Origin of the sequence: Roseivirga spongicola (genome assembly GCF_034376045.1) — a bacterium.
Taxonomy (GTDB): Bacteria; Bacteroidota; Bacteroidia; order Cytophagales; family Cyclobacteriaceae; genus Roseivirga; species Roseivirga spongicola.
The window spans coordinates 167,444-184,701 of record NZ_CP139724.1; the positions used below are offsets into that span (position 1 = coordinate 167,444).

Sequence of the window (17,258 nt, forward strand, 5' to 3'; positions counted from 1 at the left end):
CTTCTTCAAGCATAACTCACTAACTATGTCCAAACTAGACAGACGGAATTTTTTAAAGAAGACCTCACTTACCGCAGCTGCCTTAGCCACAGCCACTGCTTTCGATAGCTGTGCCGAACAAGAACAAGAAAGACCTACAGGCTCTCAATACATGGGAGACTTTGCCGCTCCTAAACTCGAAACAGTAAAAATTGCCCTCATTGGCGTTGGTGCTAGAGGTAGTGGCCACGCTAGAGACTTTGCCTCGTTAGAAGGGACTGAAATAGTGGCCATCAGCGACTTATACGAAGACTGGGCTCAACGTTCTGCCGATCGCTGCAAGGAAGTTGGCGAGGGGAGGCATCAGAATATCAAACTCTATTATGGTGATGAAAACAAGTGGAAGCAGATGCTTTCTGAGACGAAACCTGATGCAGTAATTATATCTACCAACTGGGCAAACCATGCACCTATGGCCATTGAAGCAATGAAACAAGGTGCTCATGCATTTGTAGAAGTACCGCTAGCCACCACACTTGATGAAATGTGGGCTATTGTTGACACTTCAGAAGCTACAGGAAAGCACTGCATGATGATGGAGAATGTGAACTATGGTCGGGATGAATTGATGTTCCTCAATATGTGCCGTCAGGGATTGATTGGAGACATTCTTCATGGTGAAGCTTCATACATTCACGAACTACGCTTTCAGATGGAAGAGCAAGAGCGTGGAACAGGTTCATGGAGAACCCATCACTATGCTAATCGAAACGGTAACCTCTACCCTACCCATGGTTTAGGCCCTGTTGCTCAATACATGAACTTGGCCAGAAAAGATGACACATTTGGAACCTTAGTTTCTTATTCGACCCCAGCAATGGGCAGAGCTAAATATGCCAAAGAGAATTATGCTGAAGATCATAAGTGGAACCAACTGGATTATAAAGGCGGAGATTTGAACACCTCCATCATCAAAACCCAATTAGGGAGAACTGTAATGGTGCAGTGGGATGAAACCAGTCCAAGACCTTACTCTCGACTGAACCTTATTCAAGGAACAACAGGTTGCTTGGCTGGCTTCCCAACAAGAGTGGCTTTAGAAGGTGGTGTTGAAGGATTTACCTATAATCACCACTCTTGGGCACAAGGTCAGGAAGCTTTGGCTGCATTGTATGAGAGATACGATCACCCGCTGTACAAAAAGCTGAACGAAAGCACTAAAAACTCAGGCCATGGCGGCATGGACGGCATTATGCGTTATCGCATTGTAGAGTCACTTCGAACAGGAACCCCACTAGACCAAAATCTGTATGAAGGTTGTTTCTGGAGTGCCGTTGGGCCACTTAGTGAAAAATCAGTTGCTGAAGACGGTATACCTCAAGCCTTCCCAGACTTCACCCGTGGTGGCTGGAAAGAGACTAAGGAGTTGGGGATTATCTCATAATGTCATCTGATACATGAAAGAGATAGCACTTGAAGACTATATAATAACCTACTATTCTAATCTTCTCACTTTTGAAGAAAACCTAGCTAACAAACATTATATGACTCAGCAAAAACCTATGGATTCTAGCCATAAGCTGAGAGAAATGTTAATGAGTAAATGGAGGACAACAAATAAAGATGCCTTAAAATTATTGGAAGGTGGTTACGATAATTTTAAGAGGAAAGTGTGTGAAAGAGTAATGTCTGAAAGCCCGAGGGAGGTATATATCAACAAGTGTCCAAAATGTGGGAAACTCGCTCGAACTCCATATGCTAAGCAATGTAGATTTTGTAATTATGACTGGCATTAATTGCTAACAACTACTGACCTATGCTCGAGAGGGCTGGGATCAAATCCCGACAACCTTCGGGACGTGACCATCGACTGGAATAACAACTAAGATTGTCAATGTCACTTCGATGGTTTTGATGTTGGTCGCTTTTTCTTTTGTTACTTTTCTTTTGGAGAATCAAAAGAAAAGTAAGTGAAACGAACCTAAGACAGAGATTGTCAGAATGTTTTCAGCACTTGTATTTCACTACTAATCGATTACCACGTCACAATTAATTGTTTACACATTAATTGTTCCTCGTAATGACGGAACCGATAGATAGATTGGTTCTACTACTCACCCCTAACTCATCTTCGTTTGCAACGATGATGTTGGAGCAGTCGATTTGCAATAGACACTCCTTTGTGCAAGCAACAGGCGGATTGCTTCGTCATGAAACCTTGCTGACGTAGGTTTCACTTCTCGCAATGACGGTGCACCGAAATTTGATGAGACATAATCAGGGTTTGACTCAAAGTCAAGCCTTGAATAAAACTAGCCCAAAGCCCTCATCACTTCATCCCTATAACTCTGCCCGATAGAGACCATGCCCTCACCGATCTTGATCTGATTGCCCTCAATATACTCCACCTTGGTTTTATTGATGATGTATGACTTATGGGTTCGAAGAAATATTTGCTCTGGCAATTCAGTAAGTAATTTCTTCATGGTGGTGGTTACAATCAGCACCTTATCGCTCAAATGGACTTTCACATAATCACCCAAAGCTTCGCAGAAGAGGATGTCTTCAAAAGGGGTTCGGTACATCTTTTTATCGGCCTTGAGCATGATATAATCCTGAACTGGAGAACTACTGCTATTCTGCCCTAACTTGTCTTTTACCTTTTGTATGGCCTTGATAAACCGTTCGAAAGCAATTGGCTTCATTAGGTAATCAATGGCATTCAGTTCAAAACCTTCTACCGCAAACTCAGAATAGGCTGTTGTGAAGATTACTTCCGGCTTATTCTGTAGCGATTTATAGAAATTCACCCCTGAGAGTTTAGGCATATTGATATCCAGAAATAATAAATCCACCCCATGCTTCTGCAGAAAGCTCATTGCTTCCAGAGCATCTTTGCATTCTCCGGCTAACTCCAAATCTGGATGATCAGATACAAAGCCTTTCAGCACCTGACGGCTCAATGGTTCATCATCAACGATTAGACACTTGATCATATCAGCTTCAATTTAACTTCAAAAACATCTTCCGTTTCTATCACTTCAAATTCATGAGCATCAGGATAAATCAACTCCAGTCTTCGCCTCACATTTTCTAAACCTATTCCACCAAACTTACCTTTTTCCATATCGTCAACCTGACCTTTGTTATTAACGATAGTGAACTCAATGCCTCTTTTTACATTCAACATCAAGTGAATAAAAGCGGACTCAGAAACACCTTTCACTCCGTGTTTGAATGCATTTTCAATCAATGGGAAGAAGAGCAATGGCGCCACTTTAGTTTCGTTTAGGTCACCCATTATTTCAAACTTCACTTCGGTAGAATCATCGGCCCGAAGCTTTTGAAGTTCAATGTAATTTTCGATCATTTCAACCTCTTTCCTCAAGTCAACTTTTTCCTCAGAAACCTCATAAAGCATATATCTGAGTAAGTTGGAAAGCTCAAGCACCGTCTCTGCGGTTTGCTCACTTTTCGCGAGAGCCAAAGAATAAATACTGTTGAGACTATTGAACAGGAAATGTGGGTTTACCTGAGCTTTTAAAGAGTTCAGTTCAATAGAAAGCTTTTCCTTTTCGACCTGCTGTAGCCTGTACCACGATTTAGAAAGTGTAAGTAGCGTGGTCAACACTAAATAGATTGAAAAAATGGTGAGTAGCACTTCCCAATCAGTGAAAGACACCATGTAAAACTCTGTGGGCAAAACTGGAAGTAAAAGCTCAAAAGTGAACTCATGAATGCCATAAGTAGCCGCAAGAAGCAGAAGCCCTGCAAGTCCGTATAACAAGTATTTACCCTTTTGAAGAAACTTAGGGATTAGTAGCCTCAGATTGATGTAAACCAAAAACACCAAAGGGATATGAAAGAGGAGCGAGTAGAAAAAATCTATAAACTTGAAGAGATTGGAAATGGCAAAATAATTCCCAATCGCATAAATGGACAACACCCAGAAGACCGGGTGCTGAAACCATTTTGAGTTGATGACCTTTAGAAAAATTCTCATTGAACAAGTCTGTTATAAGATTCTACTTCTTCAAAGACAGTCTCATCATTTGAATATTTAGACAGAAACTTTTGAATCTCTTTCGGCTGTGCTGTGATTACAACGTTGCCATCCACGTACTCATGTCTAAGCCTGATAAGATTGCTTTCGAAGAGCTCATTCAACTTTTCTAAGTCAAATGGAATTAAGCTTAATCGATCTCCTTGTACATCTAACTTCATGAAGGTATGAACAGGAAATAAGTTTTCGCTGAAGGTGTTATCAGTAAATTCTGGTAGTGGATACATATCCATGAAATATTCGCTTCCAATTTCTACGATATGAACCATATATGACTGAATTGTACCATCATCAGACACGGTCATTCTGTAGCTCTCCTCAGTACTCACGTAGGCCGTTCCTTTAAACTTAGCTTCCGCTTTCTTTAAAGCATCACCTAATTTACCCAGTCCGTCACCTAAATCGTTCAAGGCCTTATTTAATTTAGATCCTTCAGAATTAGCCGCAGAATCTAGCTCTTTGACCATTTTCCCTAGTCCATTTTTCATGTCAGAATTCAGCGTTCCAAACAATGAATCATAATGAGCCTTAACCTCCGCTTGGTCTGAGATAATTTCCCCATTTTTCTTGATTGTGATTGGATCATCGGACTTTATGCTCCAACTGTCACCACTAAGCTGGTAAGAGTAAGTTTCTTTATCGCCATCACTATCATCATTCATTTCAAACTTAGATGTGACATTGTTTAACTTAACAGTGGCATCTTCTTTTTCAGAGGTAGGTGTAAATTCTATATACGAATTCGGGTCATTAGCATCTAATTGCCATTTTCCCAGCAGCTCTGGCAAATACACCAAAGTGTCTTCGGTATAAATTGGAAACAGAGAATACACACAAGAGCTCATTAAGAAACATAGCGCCCCAAAGGCTACAAACACTTTTAACTTTTTCATGATTTTGAGTTTTTGATTGTTGTTCGTTTTCATGCTCCAAATGTGTTTGAACTCGTAGGTCTACTCAAATTTTATCGGTGAACAAGGTGATTTTCGGGATGAACATGGCTAAAGCCGGTATTGCGTAGTGGGTATTGAGTATTGCGCTTTTGCTGCAGCTGTTTTTCATGGAGCGCATCTGTACTGAAATTGTACTGCCCCTTTAGGGGACAGGGGTAAAAACTTAAATAGAAAAAAGTACACCAATTCATCCTTCAACCTTAACATTCAAAATTTCAGCGACTGCTTCAGTAAGGTCAGAAACCTTAAAGTCGGCATACTCAGAAACTTCCTTGTCTGTCAAATGAATGCTACCTATACCAAGCTTTTTAGCTGGAATTAAGTCTCTTTCCTTATCTCCTATCATCCAGCTCTGAGCCGGATCGATGTTGTACTTCGCAATGGCTTTCTCGAACATCAAAGAATCTGGTTTGCGCAGCAAACTCTTACTTACCGACTCATGCCCTGGCGCGAAATACAAGTCATCCAATATTCCTCCACAAGCCTGCTGAATTCGCTCATGACACTCCAAAACAAAGTCTTCCGTATAGTTGCCTTTAGCAATTCCGCTTTGGTTGGTAATTACTATAAGCAAATAACCGGCTTCCTTCAGTTGTTTTAAAGGCTCTGCAATTCCTTCCTTCACCTTAAATTCTTCTGGCTTGGTTACTTGATACCCCAATTCTTCATTCAAGACCCCGTCTCTATCAAGAAAAACGCATTTCGTCACACCCATCTTAACATCTTTTACAGAAACACTGTCTAACTCTATGTACAAACAGTCGTTTCTCTTTATATTCAATTTTGAGCTAAAATAAGGAAAGTTAATTTCCATCCCTGAATCGCTCATTATTGGAAATCGTTTAGTTTTGCAGCTTCCTATGAGTGATAGTATCGTAATAATCCCCACTTATAATGAAAAAGAGAACATCGCCCTGATGATTGACAAGGTGATGAGTCTCAAAAAAGACTTCCATGTGCTCATCATTGATGATAATTCTCCTGATGGCACAGCCAAAATTGTAAAAGAGAAGCAAGCTCAATTCCCAGACAGGCTTCATCTAGAAGAAAGAAAAGGCAAACTTGGTTTAGGCACAGCCTACATTCATGGCTTTAGGTGGGCATTGAAGAGAAACTACGAGTACATTTTTGAGATGGACTGCGACTTCTCTCACAACCCGGAAGACTTACTGAGACTTTATAAGGCTTGTACCGAAGTTGGAAACGACATGTCTATCGGGTCGCGATACGTGACTGGGGTAAATGTGGTAAACTGGCCAATGAGCCGAGTAATGCTCAGTTATTTTGCTAGCCATTATGTTCGAATCATCACTGGAATGCCAATTAATGACACCACCGCTGGCTTCAAGTGTTATCATCGTTCTGTACTAGAAACCATTGAACTAGACAAGGTTCGTTTTATGGGTTATGCTTTCCAGATTGAAATGAAGTTCTTGGCATGGAAGTACGGTTTCAACATTACCGAAGTGCCTATCATCTTTACTGACAGAACTCGTGGTCAGTCAAAAATGAGTGGTGGAATCATCAAAGAAGCAGTGCTTGGAGTTGTTCAGATTAAGCTGAATAGCCTCTTTAGAAACTTCCGCAAAGAAATGAATCTAGAGCCTCGGCTAGTCGAAGCGAATGGCCTTGACGGGACTAACTCTTGAAATAATTGCGGTAGGCAATACCAGGGTAAGACCTACAAGCACCAAAGTAAGTAGGTTGAGACCAGCAAACTTTACCCAATCCCAATCAATCGGTACATGATCCATGTAGTAAGTCGAAGCTTCTAAAGGAATTACTTTGTAGGTATACTGAACCCAGCCAAATAGCAGGGCAATTGCATTTCCGACCAAAAGGCCTTTCAAAACCAACCTCACCCCGTTAAAGGTGAAAATTCTACGGATGAGTTTGTTAGTAGCTCCGAATGCTTTGAAAGAACCGATCATTGAAGTGCGTTCCATAATAAGAATGAACAACACCGAAATCATGTTGAAACATGCTACAAAAAGTATCAGTCCGATAAGGATATGGACGTTTTGAGCCAGTAAATTCAACCAATCAAAAATATTGGAAAACTTAACATCCATTCGTTCAGTATAGTGCTCAACGCTTAAGTATTGAACGAGATCATCATCGGCCTCCTCTATTTTATCGAGGTCATTGATAAACACTTCATAGCCTCCCACCTGATTATCTTCCCAAGCATTGAGGCTCCTGATCAACTTGATATCACCAATAACAATTTGTGAGTCGAAGTCTTCCAAACCCGAACTAAAGATTCCTTTAACAATAAGGCTTCTCGTTTTTGGCGGATCCATAATGAAGTAAGAAACAATTCTGTCCCCGACTCCCACCTGCATTTGTCTGGCTTGCTTTTCACTAATAATCACCTCATTGGTAAACCGACCTGTATCAGACAACACGGGGAAAGTACCTTCTACCATATAAGGCTTAAAAGCAGTGGTATCGAAGCTTGGCCCCATGCCTTTAAACAGCAGTCCAAAGACCTCATCGTTCATAGAAATAAGCCCTGGCTTATGGGCGAATTCTTGGATATGCCGAACATGAGGGTCTGCCAACACCATCTCCTTTCGCTCATCATCTAGCACAATTGGCGCTTCTTCGTAAGAATTGGTAAGAGTGAACTTTTTAATCTGAATATGCCCCGAGAAGCTGTATATCTTATCCTTGATGCTATTTTGGAAACCTCCTAGAATCATAAAAGACACCACCATAATGGCAATACCCAAGGCCACACTGGCAATGGCTATTTTATGAATAGTGCCAGAAAAGCTGCCTTTTTCGGTACTGTTGATTCTTTTGGAAACGAAGTAAGGGAGGTTCAAGATTATGGTTATTTTAGCCCCAATTCTCAAAGATAAACGAAGCAAATGATTCGCCTATTCCTATCTCTTCTCATTTTTTCATGTTTTGCCTGTTCTGAAGCGCAAGAATTGAAGCTTGGTGCCGAAAAAATGGACGAATACCTTCCACTTTTAGAGGGCAAAAGAGTGGCTTTGGTGGTAAATCAAACCTCAACCATAGGAAAAACGCATTTAGTAGACACCCTTGTGAGCAGAGGTGCAAATGTGGTAAAAGTAATGGCTCCAGAACACGGCTTCAGAGGAGAAGCACCTGATGGAGAAACCATAGACAACACGAAAGACGCTAAAACTGGCTTACCCATTATTTCTATTTATGGCAAAACCAAAAAGCCTTCGGCCGAAATGCTAGCAGATGTAGATGTCCTGATTTTCGACATTCAAGATGTTGGGGTGCGCTTCTATACTTTCATCAGTACCATGCATTATGTAATGGAAGCGGCAGCAGAAAACGGCAAAAAAGTTTTGGTTCTCGACCGGCCAAACCCAAACGGAATGTATGTGGATGGACCTGTCAAAGATGATGACATTAACAGCTTTGTGGCAATGCATCCAATCCCAGTGGTTCACGGCCTAACGGTTGGAGAATTGGCCAAGATGATTAACGGTGAAGGTTGGCTCGAAGGTGAAATCAAGGCCGATTTGACTGTCATTCCCATGGAAGGCTGGGATCATTCAATGACCTATTCCTTACCAATCAGTCCATCGCCCAATTTACCAACAGATAATTCTATTATCCTATACCCTAGCCTAGCCCTATTCGAAGGTTCAGTAGTAAGTGTAGGCCGAGGTACTGACCATCCCTTTGAAGTTATTGGCCATCCAGACTACACGCTAGGGTCTTACTCATTTACTCCACAGCCTAATGCTGGGTCGAAATACCCCCCAATGGAAGGCAAAGAATGCTTCGGGCAGAGTTTTGTAGATACTGAAGCTCCTTATGAATTCACACCCAAATATTTGCTTCAATATCACCAAGAACTGAAAGATGACACCACCTTCTTCAGAGACTATATCGACTTATTAGCTGGCACCAAAGAATTCCGCAAGCAAGTAGAGTCTGGTTTAAGCGAAGAGCAAATCAGAGCAACTTGGCAACCGAAGCTTGATGCTTACAAGGCTATGCGTAAGGAGTATTTGTTGTATGAGGACTTCTAAAAAAACACAATTAATCCTCTGAAAAATAAAATAAAAGTGATTAATTTCACTTTGCTGGGCTTGCAATCACACTTTAACAAAAAAATATTCTAGCAACTTAGTTTATACTATCTGAAATTTCCTTCATTCATATCAAACTATACTAATCATCTACAATGACATCACTCAAACCAATTAAACAAATAGTCTTATTATTATTGGTAAGTACATCAATTTGTAAAGGCCAATCCAACCATTTCCCATCATCCGGGTTTGTAGGAGTTGGAACAAGCTCTCCTAATTCACAATTGCATATCTCTGGCAATACCCTAAACTATATGGATAGGTATGTCGGGAGTAATGGCTTTATCGCTGCAGCATTTAGATATAGAACGGCAAGAGGTAGCTTCAACTCCCCAAGTGCCAACTTATCTGGTGATTGGCTCGGAAGCCTGAACTTCACTGGATATGCAGGGTCTTCATTCTCTAACTACACTGCAGCCGCTATTGTAGGCTATGCAGCAGAAGACTTTACTACTTCTTCGCAAGGTACCGGGATCAGTTTTTGGACATCTCCTTTGGGCACAATAGGCAGTGTCACGGAAAGAATGAGAATTTTACCAAATGGAAATATTGGAATAGGAACTACCACCACCGGTTCTCATAAACTTGCTGTAAATGGATCTATTGGTGCAAGAGAGATTAAAGTTGAGATGACAAGCTGGCCTGACTTCGTTTTTGGGAAAACCTATAACTTAATGAGCCTTGAGGAACTAGAAGCATTTATAGAGTTAGAGGGGCATCTACCAAATATCCCAAAGGAAGATGATGTTATAAACAGTGGGATTGAATTAGGTGATATGAACAAAAGACTCCTTCAAAAAATTGAAGAGCTTACCTTACACATGATACAGCAAAACAAAGAGTTAATAAAAGTTAACAAAGAATTAGCTGAACTAAAAACAAAGCTCGCAACCACGAATGAAAATAAAATTAGGACTTCGAGAAACTAGTCTTTCAATTGAAGTCCTTGAGGTTTTAACACTCAATAGTAGTCATTTCTTTTTTCTGTTTCTATTTTTATCACCAGAAAATCACTGAATGACTGACCTCCGAATTATATATATGGGTACCCCAGAATTTGCGGTACCAAGCTTACAAATACTGGTTGAAAATGGCTTTAATGTAGTGGCCGTCATCACAGCACCTGACAAACCCAAGGGCAGAGGACAAAAACTGGCAACTTCTCCAGTAAAGGACTATGCCGTTTCGCAAGATATTCCGGTACTTCAACCTACCAATCTAAAATCACCTGAGTTTATTGAAGAACTGAAAAGCTACAATGCTAATTTACAGATTGTAGTAGCTTTCCGTATGCTCCCAGAAATGGTTTGGGACATGCCTGAAATTGGAACTTTCAACCTACATGCCTCTCTCCTACCTCAGTATAGAGGTGCAGCACCTATCAACTGGGCGATTATTAATGGAGAGAAGGAAACTGGAGTAACCACCTTCTTCCTCAAACATGAAATCGACACGGGAAATATCATTTTCCAAGAAAAAGAGCCTATAGAAGAAGATGATAATGTAGGTGATCTGTACGCACGTTTGATGGAAAGAGGCTCGAAACTGGTTCTCAAAACTGTTCAAGCCATTCAGGAAGGTGACTATCCGCAAGACCCTCAAAATGAAAGCGGAGAAATAAAACACGCACCGAAGATCTTCAAAGAAACCTGTGAGATCGACTGGAGTAAATCATCTGAAGAGGTTTACAACTTCATTCGCGGGCTTTCTCCATATCCAGCGGCTTGGACAATGATCAACGGAACGCAGTTCAAGATTTACAAAGCAGAAAAGCTTGAGTTGACTTCTGCTGGAGATAAACCAGGCGATTACGCTACTGACAACAAAAGCTATTTGCATATTCAGACAGGAGGTAGTGCATTGTTTATCAAAGAGCTGCAAATGCAAGGCAAAAAGCGCATGAATATAGAGGACTTCTTAAGAGGAAATAGCTTATGATCAGGACTATAGTAGTAGCCAAATCGAAGAACAATGCCATTGGAAAGGATAATGACTTACTTTGGCGATTGCCAGATGACTTCCGCTTCTTTAAGCAAGTCACTCTGAATCATGCTGTGATCTTAGGTCGAAAAACCTTCGATTCCTTACCTGGACTTCTTCCGAAAAGAACCTTCATCATTGTCACCCGACAAGAAGATTATCAAGCTCCTGAAGGTCACTTTGCTGTCAACAGTCTGGAAGCTGCATTTGAATTAGCCAAAGATGAACTTAAAGTGGAAGAGGTCTTTGTGATTGGTGGAGGGGTAATCTACAAAGACTCACTAGATAAAGGCTTGGTAGACAAAATGTATATTACGGAAGTCAACGCCATTATTGATGAGGCAGATACATTCTTCCCCGAGTTCGATCACAAAAACTGGAAAGAGGAAACTCGTGTTCACCACCCTGCAGACGAAAAGCATCAATTTGCTTTTGACTTTGTGACTTATTTGAGGAAATAAATCTACTCCCTCGCCTTCGGCACTCCCTCTTCAAAGAGGGAGATAGTTCGTGCCATCTGTGTGCTGCATCAAAAGCAAACATGGATTCACTTAAGTCTGGGTACAACCGCGCGTGGGGATCCAACATCAGGCAACTATCGGCACGTGACCAACTCCCGGCCTGTCATTCCTGCGCAGGCAGGGATATCCTAATTGAAACGAAAAACCTCATCATTTAACCTTCTCATTTCCGGATTCATTTCTAGAATGATTCTCTCTTTCCATTCCCGCTTCCACTTCTTGAGTACTTTCTCTCGAGCAATTGCAGGCTCAATATGATTGAAAACCTCGTAGTAAATCAGGTCAACACAATTGTACTTCTTAGAAAACCCCTTCATTAAACCATTTTCATGTTGATAAGCTCTGCTTTCCAAATCGGAAGTGACTCCAATATAGAACATAGTTCTATGAGTATTTGACACGATGTATACATAACCGTTTTTACCCATGATTAAATTTAGCCAAATTAAAGGGGGGATTCCTGCCTTCGCAGGAATGACAATAAACGATATGAATCTTCAAAACAAAACCATCTGGCTCACAGGCGCATCTTCAGGCATTGGCGAAGCACTCGCCAAACAGCTTTCCCTGTTTCCAATTAATCTCATCCTTTCTTCAAGAAGAGAAGATGAACTGGAAAGGGTAAAGTTAGAGTGTGCTAACCAAGACAGAATCAAAGTTCTACCACTAGATTTGATAGAGTCAGGAACCTTCGAGAAGAAGGTTCAGGAAGCCATTTCTGCCTTTGACCAAGTAAACATTCTAATTAACAATGGAGGACGCAGCCAAAGATCTTTAGTCAAAGACACGGTTCTTCAAGTAGATCGAGACCTGATGGAAGTCAACTACTTTGGGTCAGTTGGACTTACAAAGGCACTTCTCCCTCATATGCTGGAAAGAGGTTCCGGTCAATTCGTGGTAGTCACCAGCCTTACTGGGGTTTTCGGCACTCCTTATCGATCTGGTTATGCAGCAAGCAAACATGCTCTGCACGGATTTTACGACAGCATGCGAGCAGAACTGGAGGACAGTGGAATCAAAGTAACCATCGCAGCTCCAGGTTTTGTAAAAACCAATGTCAGCGTGAATGCTTTTATTGGTGATGGCTCAGCATTGGGTAGCATGGACAATGCTCAAGCCAATGGTCTGACGGCTGATGAATGTGCGAAGGCCATTGTTAAGGCAATGGTGAAAGAAAAAAGAGAAGTCTATATCGGTAGAGAATCTTATGGTGCTTTTGTGAAGCGTTTCTTACCAGGCCTATTTGCAAGAATGATTAAGAAAGCGAAGGTGAGGTGAGTTTTCAAACTGAGATCCCCGATCAGGTCGGGGATGACGAAAAGGATGCGGATTTGTCATTCCCAGCTTGACTGGGAATCTCCAAAACCTAATTAAAGCAATCAATTTCTTCCCACAAATCTCTAAGCCTTAGGCTGACAGCTGTAATCAACTCCTCCTTCCATGTCCTGTTTCACCTTTTCATTACTCTCTTTTGAATTGTTGGTACGTAAAAGAGATCCCCGATCAAGTCGGGGATGACGTTACCGATACAAAATCTAAAACCTGTACCCTACTGCCTGTTTATGCAATACAAACTTAGAGAGCCAAGCCTAACGGATTCCTCACTCCCAGCTTGACTGGAATCTCCAAATCTTAATTGAAACCATCAATTTCCACCCAGAAATCCCTGAACTTTGGGTTGAAAGCTGAAATCAATTCTTCCTTCTATCTTTTCAGTACTCTCCCTTGAATTGCTGGTACGTTAAAGAGATCCCCGATCAGGTCAGGGATGACGTCACCGATACAGAATCTAAAACCTGTACCCTACTGCCTTTTCGTGCAACACAAACTTGGAGAGACAACCCTAACGGATCCGTCATTCCCAGCTTGACTGGGAATCTCCAAAGCTTAATTGAAACCATCAATTTTCTCCCACAAATCCCTCAGCTTTGGGTTAAAAGCTGTTATCAATTCTTCCTCCAGCTCCTATTCCATCTTTTCAATATTCTCCTTTGAATTGCTGGTACATTAAAGAGATCCCCGATCAGGTCGGGGATGACGTAAAGGATGCGGATTCGTCATTCCCAGCTTGACTGGGAATCTCTAAAGCTTAATTAAAGCCATCAATTTCCTCCCACAAATCCCTCAAATTTGGGTTAAAAGCTGTAATCAATTCTTCCTTCCATCGCCTATTCCACTTTTTCAGCACCTTCTCTCTAGCAATTGCTGACTCGATATGATCAAACACTTCGTAATAGACTAAAAAGTAGCAACGATAGAGTTTGGTAAACTTTGACCCTTCTCCATTTTTATGTTGATAAACTCTCGATTCTAAATCAGAAGTGACCCCGATGTAAAGAACCGTTCGAGTCTTATTAGACATGATATATACGTATCCACCTTTTGGCATTTGTGTATTTATATTGAAAATACGAAAACTGAATGAGATCCCCGATCAAATCGGGGATGACGTGACCGATACAGAATCTAAATCTTTTACCCTGCTGCCTGTTTATGCAATACAAACTTAGAGAGCCAAGCCTAACGGATCCGTCATTCCCAGCTTGACTGGGAATCTCTAAAGCTTAATTAAAGCCATCAATTTCCTCCCACAAATCCCTCAACTTTGGGTTAAAAGCTGTAATCAATTCTTCCTTCCATCGCCTATTCCATCTTTTCAATACTCCCTCTTGAATTATTGGTACGTTAAGGAGATCCCCGATCAGGTCGGGGATGACGTAAAGGATGCGGATTCGTCATTCCCCGGACAACAGTGAGCTTGACTGGGAATCTCCAAAATCAACCAATATCCTTTTCAGAAAAAAGAGATCGACAGTTCTAGGCAAGAATGTTAACTTCAACCATGCGAAATCTACTGATCACTGTTTTTCTAATTTCCTGTTTCACTGTATACAGCCAGGAGGCTCAAGACACTAAAATCACTGTTCGAACCAAAGCCAAAGATGCCAAGTTTATAGGCTCCAGCATGGGTGGTTCAATGATCATCATTAGAGATGCTCAGACCAATGAGATATTGGCCCAGGGACTGACTGAAGGTGGCACGGGAAACACAGACGCCATCATAAAAACTGCTCATGAAAGGTATACTCCAATTGCCTACGGAGCAGCAGCCTTTGAAGCGAGTATCAGCCTGCAAAAACCTTTATTCGTGACGGTAGAAGCACTAAGCCCTGTTGCACACAAAGAAGCCAGAGTGGTAGCCCAAACACAGCTTTGGCTTATTCCGGGTAAACATATTGACGGTGAGGGACTGATTCTGGAGATCCCTGGCTTTGTAGTAGATGGCCTTTACCCTCAAACACATCAAGGCTTTTCCATTGAAGAGGACAAGAGGGTAGAATTGAAGGCCAACATTGTAATGATGTGTGGCTGTACTATTTCTGATGGTGGTCTATGGGATTCAAACGATATGGATATTGAAGCATCGGTTTATGTAGATGGTGAATTCTGGAAAAACATCCCCATGCAAAACCCTTCAGAAAACACATTCACAGCCAACCTTACTTTAGAGAAAACTGGAAATCACGAAGTAATTATCACCGCCTACCACAGAATATCAAAGAATACTGGAGTAGATCAGCTATATTTCAGGGTATCTAACTAATAGCATGAAAAGACTTTTACTAACCCTGAGCCTCTCACTTTTTACCGTTCTTTCATTGGCTCAAAACCACGGCCCTTATATTATTTATAATGCAAAAGGAAAGAAGGTTAGCTATAAGAAAATGATGAAGCAGTTGGCCAAGCAAGATGTGGTCTTCTTCGGGGAGTTACACAACAACCCTATTTCGCATTGGCTTCAGTACGAAGTTACAGCTGAGTTAGGAACAAAAAGAGATTTAATTCTTGGAGCTGAAATGATGGAAGCTGATAATCAGGATGAACTGAATGATTATCTCAGTGGAAAGATTGACCAAAAAGCTCTGGATTCCCTAGCCAGACTTTGGAACAATTACGCAACCGACTACAAACCTTTGGTAGACTATGCGAAAGACAATAATCTAGAATTCATTGCCACTAACATTCCGAGGCGGTATGCCAGCATGGTTAACCGTGAAGGCTTTGAGGCATTAGAAAAGCTAAGCGCAGAAGAAAAAAGCTGGATCGCTCCTCAACCCTTTCCTTACGATGCTAATCTACCACGATATGCCAATATTCTAGAGATGATGGCTGGCCACGGCACTCCGAAAATGGTGATGGCTCAAGCCTCAAAAGATGCTACTATGGGGCATTTCATTGCTTCCAATTTTCAGCCTGGAAAATTATTTATACACTACAATGGTTCTTATCATTCCGGTTATCACGAAGGCATATTATGGTATTTGAACCAGTACAAACCTGGTCTAAACATGCTCACAATTACTACAGTAGAACAGGCCGATATAACCAAACTAAAAGATGAGTTTTTTGGAGAAGCAGACTTTATTATCTGTGTAGATAATAACATGACAAAGACTTATTAATACTAATTCAAACTATTCCTCATCTTTTGAGTATACCTTTACGATTAGTATTAAAACTTTATGAACGACCGTAAAACCACCAATATTCTGCTACTTTTTATAGTAGTCCCATTGGTTTTCTACATTCTCAAAACACTTTCTTTCATTTTCATTCCTTTGGTCTCATCCATGTTCTTGGCATTGATATTCTTGCCAATGATGAGGTGGTTAAAGAAAAAGAGAGTTCCAAAGTTCATCAACATACTTTTGGTTGTGCTGATTATGGCGGCTTCATTTCGAGTGCTTGGAGCCGTAATCCAATTATCTAGCTTAGAGTTTAACCAAACTGACAACGAATATTTCGATGCAGCAAAAATAAAACTAAGCCAACTTGTAGCGAGCTTAGAAAGGTTTTTCGGGGTAGACTTCTTAAAAGGTGAAGACACCCTAAAAGGCCTAATAAGTAAGGAGGCAGTGATGAAAAACTTTATGCCTACCGTAGATTTTGTAAGCGGAACAATTTCTGGAATACTTACAACAATCTTCTTTGTTTTACTTCTATTGGCCGAGTCTTTCGATGTTCAGAAAGTATTACGCTCAACCGTAATTAAGCAACAATTCACATCGGTAAAAGCATTTAGAAAGATCGAAAAAGACCTTCTAACCTTCATTAAAGTTAAATTCTTTGTAAGCTTTTTGACAGGTCTTGGAACAGGGCTCATCTGTTTATTCTTTGGTGTGAGCTTTCCAATATTCTGGGGTTTGTTTGCCTTCTTAATCAACTTTGTGCAAATGGTAGGCTCAGTAATTTGCGTTCTGGTAGTCACCATATTTGCTTTTGTTGAAATAGAATCTTCTTCCATGTTGTTTTTCTTTTTCTTAAGCGCCACAGGGGTTCAAGCAGTGATTGGAGGAGTATTAGAGCCTATTTTTATGGGAAAATCGTTCTCAATAAATGTGGTAACCATACTAGTAGCGCTGATGCTTTGGGGCTACATTTGGGGAATCCCAGGGCTCATCATGTCTATTCCAATTACTGTATTCTTGAAAATTTTAATGGAACAGTATAAGAACACAAGAGTTATTGCCCAGCTCATGTCAGGGTCGTAACTTCCACTTAACCCAATTCTGATTGTTTTTTAGGAAAGGAAAAAAGTAGCTATATTGCTATTCCTCCCAAAGATTGTTCCCCATTATTCTTCTCTCCTTAATGGTGCCAACCGACAATCTTA

18 protein-coding genes are annotated in these 17,258 nt (G+C 41.0%); 11 read left to right on the forward strand and 7 right to left on the reverse strand.

Annotated features, from left to right (window positions below; translation table 11 throughout):
* The first annotated feature begins 25 nt into the window (after positions 1-25).
* Positions 26-1,423, forward strand: a complete 1,398-nt coding sequence (locus tag T7867_RS00735; protein ID WP_068219739.1) for a Gfo/Idh/MocA family protein — start codon at positions 26-28, stop codon at positions 1,421-1,423.
* A 13-nt stretch (positions 1,424-1,436) separates the two neighbouring features.
* Positions 1,437-1,775, forward strand: coding sequence for a hypothetical protein (locus T7867_RS00740; protein ID WP_068219736.1), 339 nt, complete (start codon positions 1,437-1,439; stop codon positions 1,773-1,775).
* A 516-nt stretch (positions 1,776-2,291) separates the two neighbouring features.
* On the opposite strand, the gene T7867_RS00745 is transcribed toward T7867_RS00740, so the two are convergent.
* The 4 genes from T7867_RS00745 to T7867_RS00760 form a co-directional block, all read right to left on the reverse strand.
* Positions 2,292-2,975, reverse strand: coding sequence for a LytR/AlgR family response regulator transcription factor (locus tag T7867_RS00745; RefSeq protein ID WP_068219733.1), 684 nt, complete (start codon positions 2,973-2,975; stop codon positions 2,292-2,294).
* Positions 2,972-3,982 (reverse strand): sensor histidine kinase, encoded by a 1,011-nt coding sequence (locus tag T7867_RS00750; protein WP_068219728.1) that lies wholly within the window; start codon positions 3,980-3,982, stop codon positions 2,972-2,974. Before T7867_RS00750 ends, T7867_RS00745 begins: the two co-directional genes overlap by 4 nt.
* Entirely contained in the window at positions 3,979-4,935 is a 957-nt protein-coding gene (locus tag T7867_RS00755) for a hypothetical protein (RefSeq protein ID WP_157717587.1), read from the reverse strand. The genes T7867_RS00750 and T7867_RS00755 overlap by 4 nt, the downstream gene beginning before the upstream one ends.
* Positions 4,936-5,182: 247 nt before the next feature.
* Positions 5,183-5,824, reverse strand: a complete 642-nt coding sequence (locus T7867_RS00760; protein ID WP_245660226.1) for a D-glycero-alpha-D-manno-heptose-1,7-bisphosphate 7-phosphatase — start codon at positions 5,822-5,824, stop codon at positions 5,183-5,185.
* Between the two features lie 31 nt (positions 5,825-5,855).
* Here T7867_RS00760 and T7867_RS00765 point away from each other — a divergent pair, with 31 nt between their 5' ends.
* The gene (locus tag T7867_RS00765; RefSeq protein WP_068219722.1) at positions 5,856-6,644 is read left to right on the forward strand and encodes a polyprenol monophosphomannose synthase; all 789 of its coding nucleotides are present in this window, start codon (positions 5,856-5,858) and stop codon (positions 6,642-6,644) included.
* Here T7867_RS00765 and T7867_RS00770 read toward each other — a convergent pair.
* Complete coding sequence (locus T7867_RS00770; RefSeq protein ID WP_322299736.1) at positions 6,606-7,826, reverse strand: ABC transporter permease; 1,221 nt, start codon at positions 7,824-7,826, stop codon at positions 6,606-6,608. The genes T7867_RS00765 and T7867_RS00770 overlap by 39 nt on opposite strands.
* 45 nt (positions 7,827-7,871) lie before the next feature.
* On the opposite strand from T7867_RS00770, the gene T7867_RS00775 reads away from it, so the two are divergent.
* From T7867_RS00775 to T7867_RS00790, 4 genes are all read left to right on the forward strand, one after another.
* Positions 7,872-9,020 carry an exo-beta-N-acetylmuramidase NamZ family protein gene (locus T7867_RS00775; protein WP_322299737.1) on the forward strand — a complete coding sequence of 383 codons (1,149 nt, stop codon included), beginning with the start codon at positions 7,872-7,874 and terminating at the stop codon, positions 9,018-9,020.
* Between the two features lie 155 nt (positions 9,021-9,175).
* A complete protein-coding gene (locus T7867_RS00780; RefSeq protein WP_322299738.1) occupies positions 9,176-10,012 on the forward strand; it encodes a hypothetical protein in 837 nt (278 codons plus the stop codon).
* 88 nt (positions 10,013-10,100) lie between these two features.
* Positions 10,101-11,021: a methionyl-tRNA formyltransferase gene (fmt, locus tag T7867_RS00785; RefSeq protein WP_322299739.1), complete on the forward strand. Its 921-nt coding sequence runs from the start codon at positions 10,101-10,103 to the stop codon at positions 11,019-11,021.
* A complete protein-coding gene (locus T7867_RS00790; RefSeq protein WP_221405984.1) occupies positions 11,018-11,524 on the forward strand; it encodes a dihydrofolate reductase in 507 nt (168 codons plus the stop codon). The genes fmt and T7867_RS00790 overlap by 4 nt, the downstream gene beginning before the upstream one ends.
* Before the next feature lie 188 nt (positions 11,525-11,712).
* Here the strand turns inward: T7867_RS00790 and T7867_RS00795 are convergent, their stop codons facing one another.
* A complete protein-coding gene (locus tag T7867_RS00795; protein ID WP_068219711.1) occupies positions 11,713-12,012 on the reverse strand; it encodes a GIY-YIG nuclease family protein in 300 nt (99 codons plus the stop codon).
* Between T7867_RS00795 and T7867_RS00800 the strand changes: the two genes are divergently transcribed.
* Positions 12,011-12,862, forward strand: coding sequence for an SDR family oxidoreductase (locus tag T7867_RS00800; RefSeq protein WP_245660225.1), 852 nt, complete (start codon positions 12,011-12,013; stop codon positions 12,860-12,862). The genes T7867_RS00795 and T7867_RS00800 overlap by 2 nt on opposite strands.
* An 811-nt stretch (positions 12,863-13,673) precedes the next feature.
* Here T7867_RS00800 and T7867_RS00805 read toward each other — a convergent pair.
* The gene (locus T7867_RS00805; RefSeq protein WP_068219708.1) at positions 13,674-13,973 is read right to left on the reverse strand and encodes a GIY-YIG nuclease family protein; all 300 of its coding nucleotides are present in this window, start codon (positions 13,971-13,973) and stop codon (positions 13,674-13,676) included.
* A 453-nt stretch (positions 13,974-14,426) separates the two neighbouring features.
* On the opposite strand from T7867_RS00805, the gene T7867_RS00810 reads away from it, so the two are divergent.
* The 3 genes from T7867_RS00810 to T7867_RS00820 are packed head-to-tail and all read left to right on the forward strand — an operon-like array spanning position 14,427 to position 17,136.
* Entirely contained in the window at positions 14,427-15,188 is a 762-nt protein-coding gene (locus T7867_RS00810) for a hypothetical protein (protein WP_322299740.1), read from the forward strand.
* A 4-nt stretch (positions 15,189-15,192) separates the two neighbouring features.
* Positions 15,193-16,047, forward strand: coding sequence for a ChaN family lipoprotein (locus T7867_RS00815; protein WP_322299741.1), 855 nt, complete (start codon positions 15,193-15,195; stop codon positions 16,045-16,047).
* 60 nt (positions 16,048-16,107) lie between these two features.
* The gene (locus T7867_RS00820) at positions 16,108-17,136 is read left to right on the forward strand and encodes an AI-2E family transporter (protein ID WP_068219698.1); all 1,029 of its coding nucleotides are present in this window, start codon (positions 16,108-16,110) and stop codon (positions 17,134-17,136) included.
* The last annotated feature ends 122 nt before the right edge of the window (positions 17,137-17,258 follow it).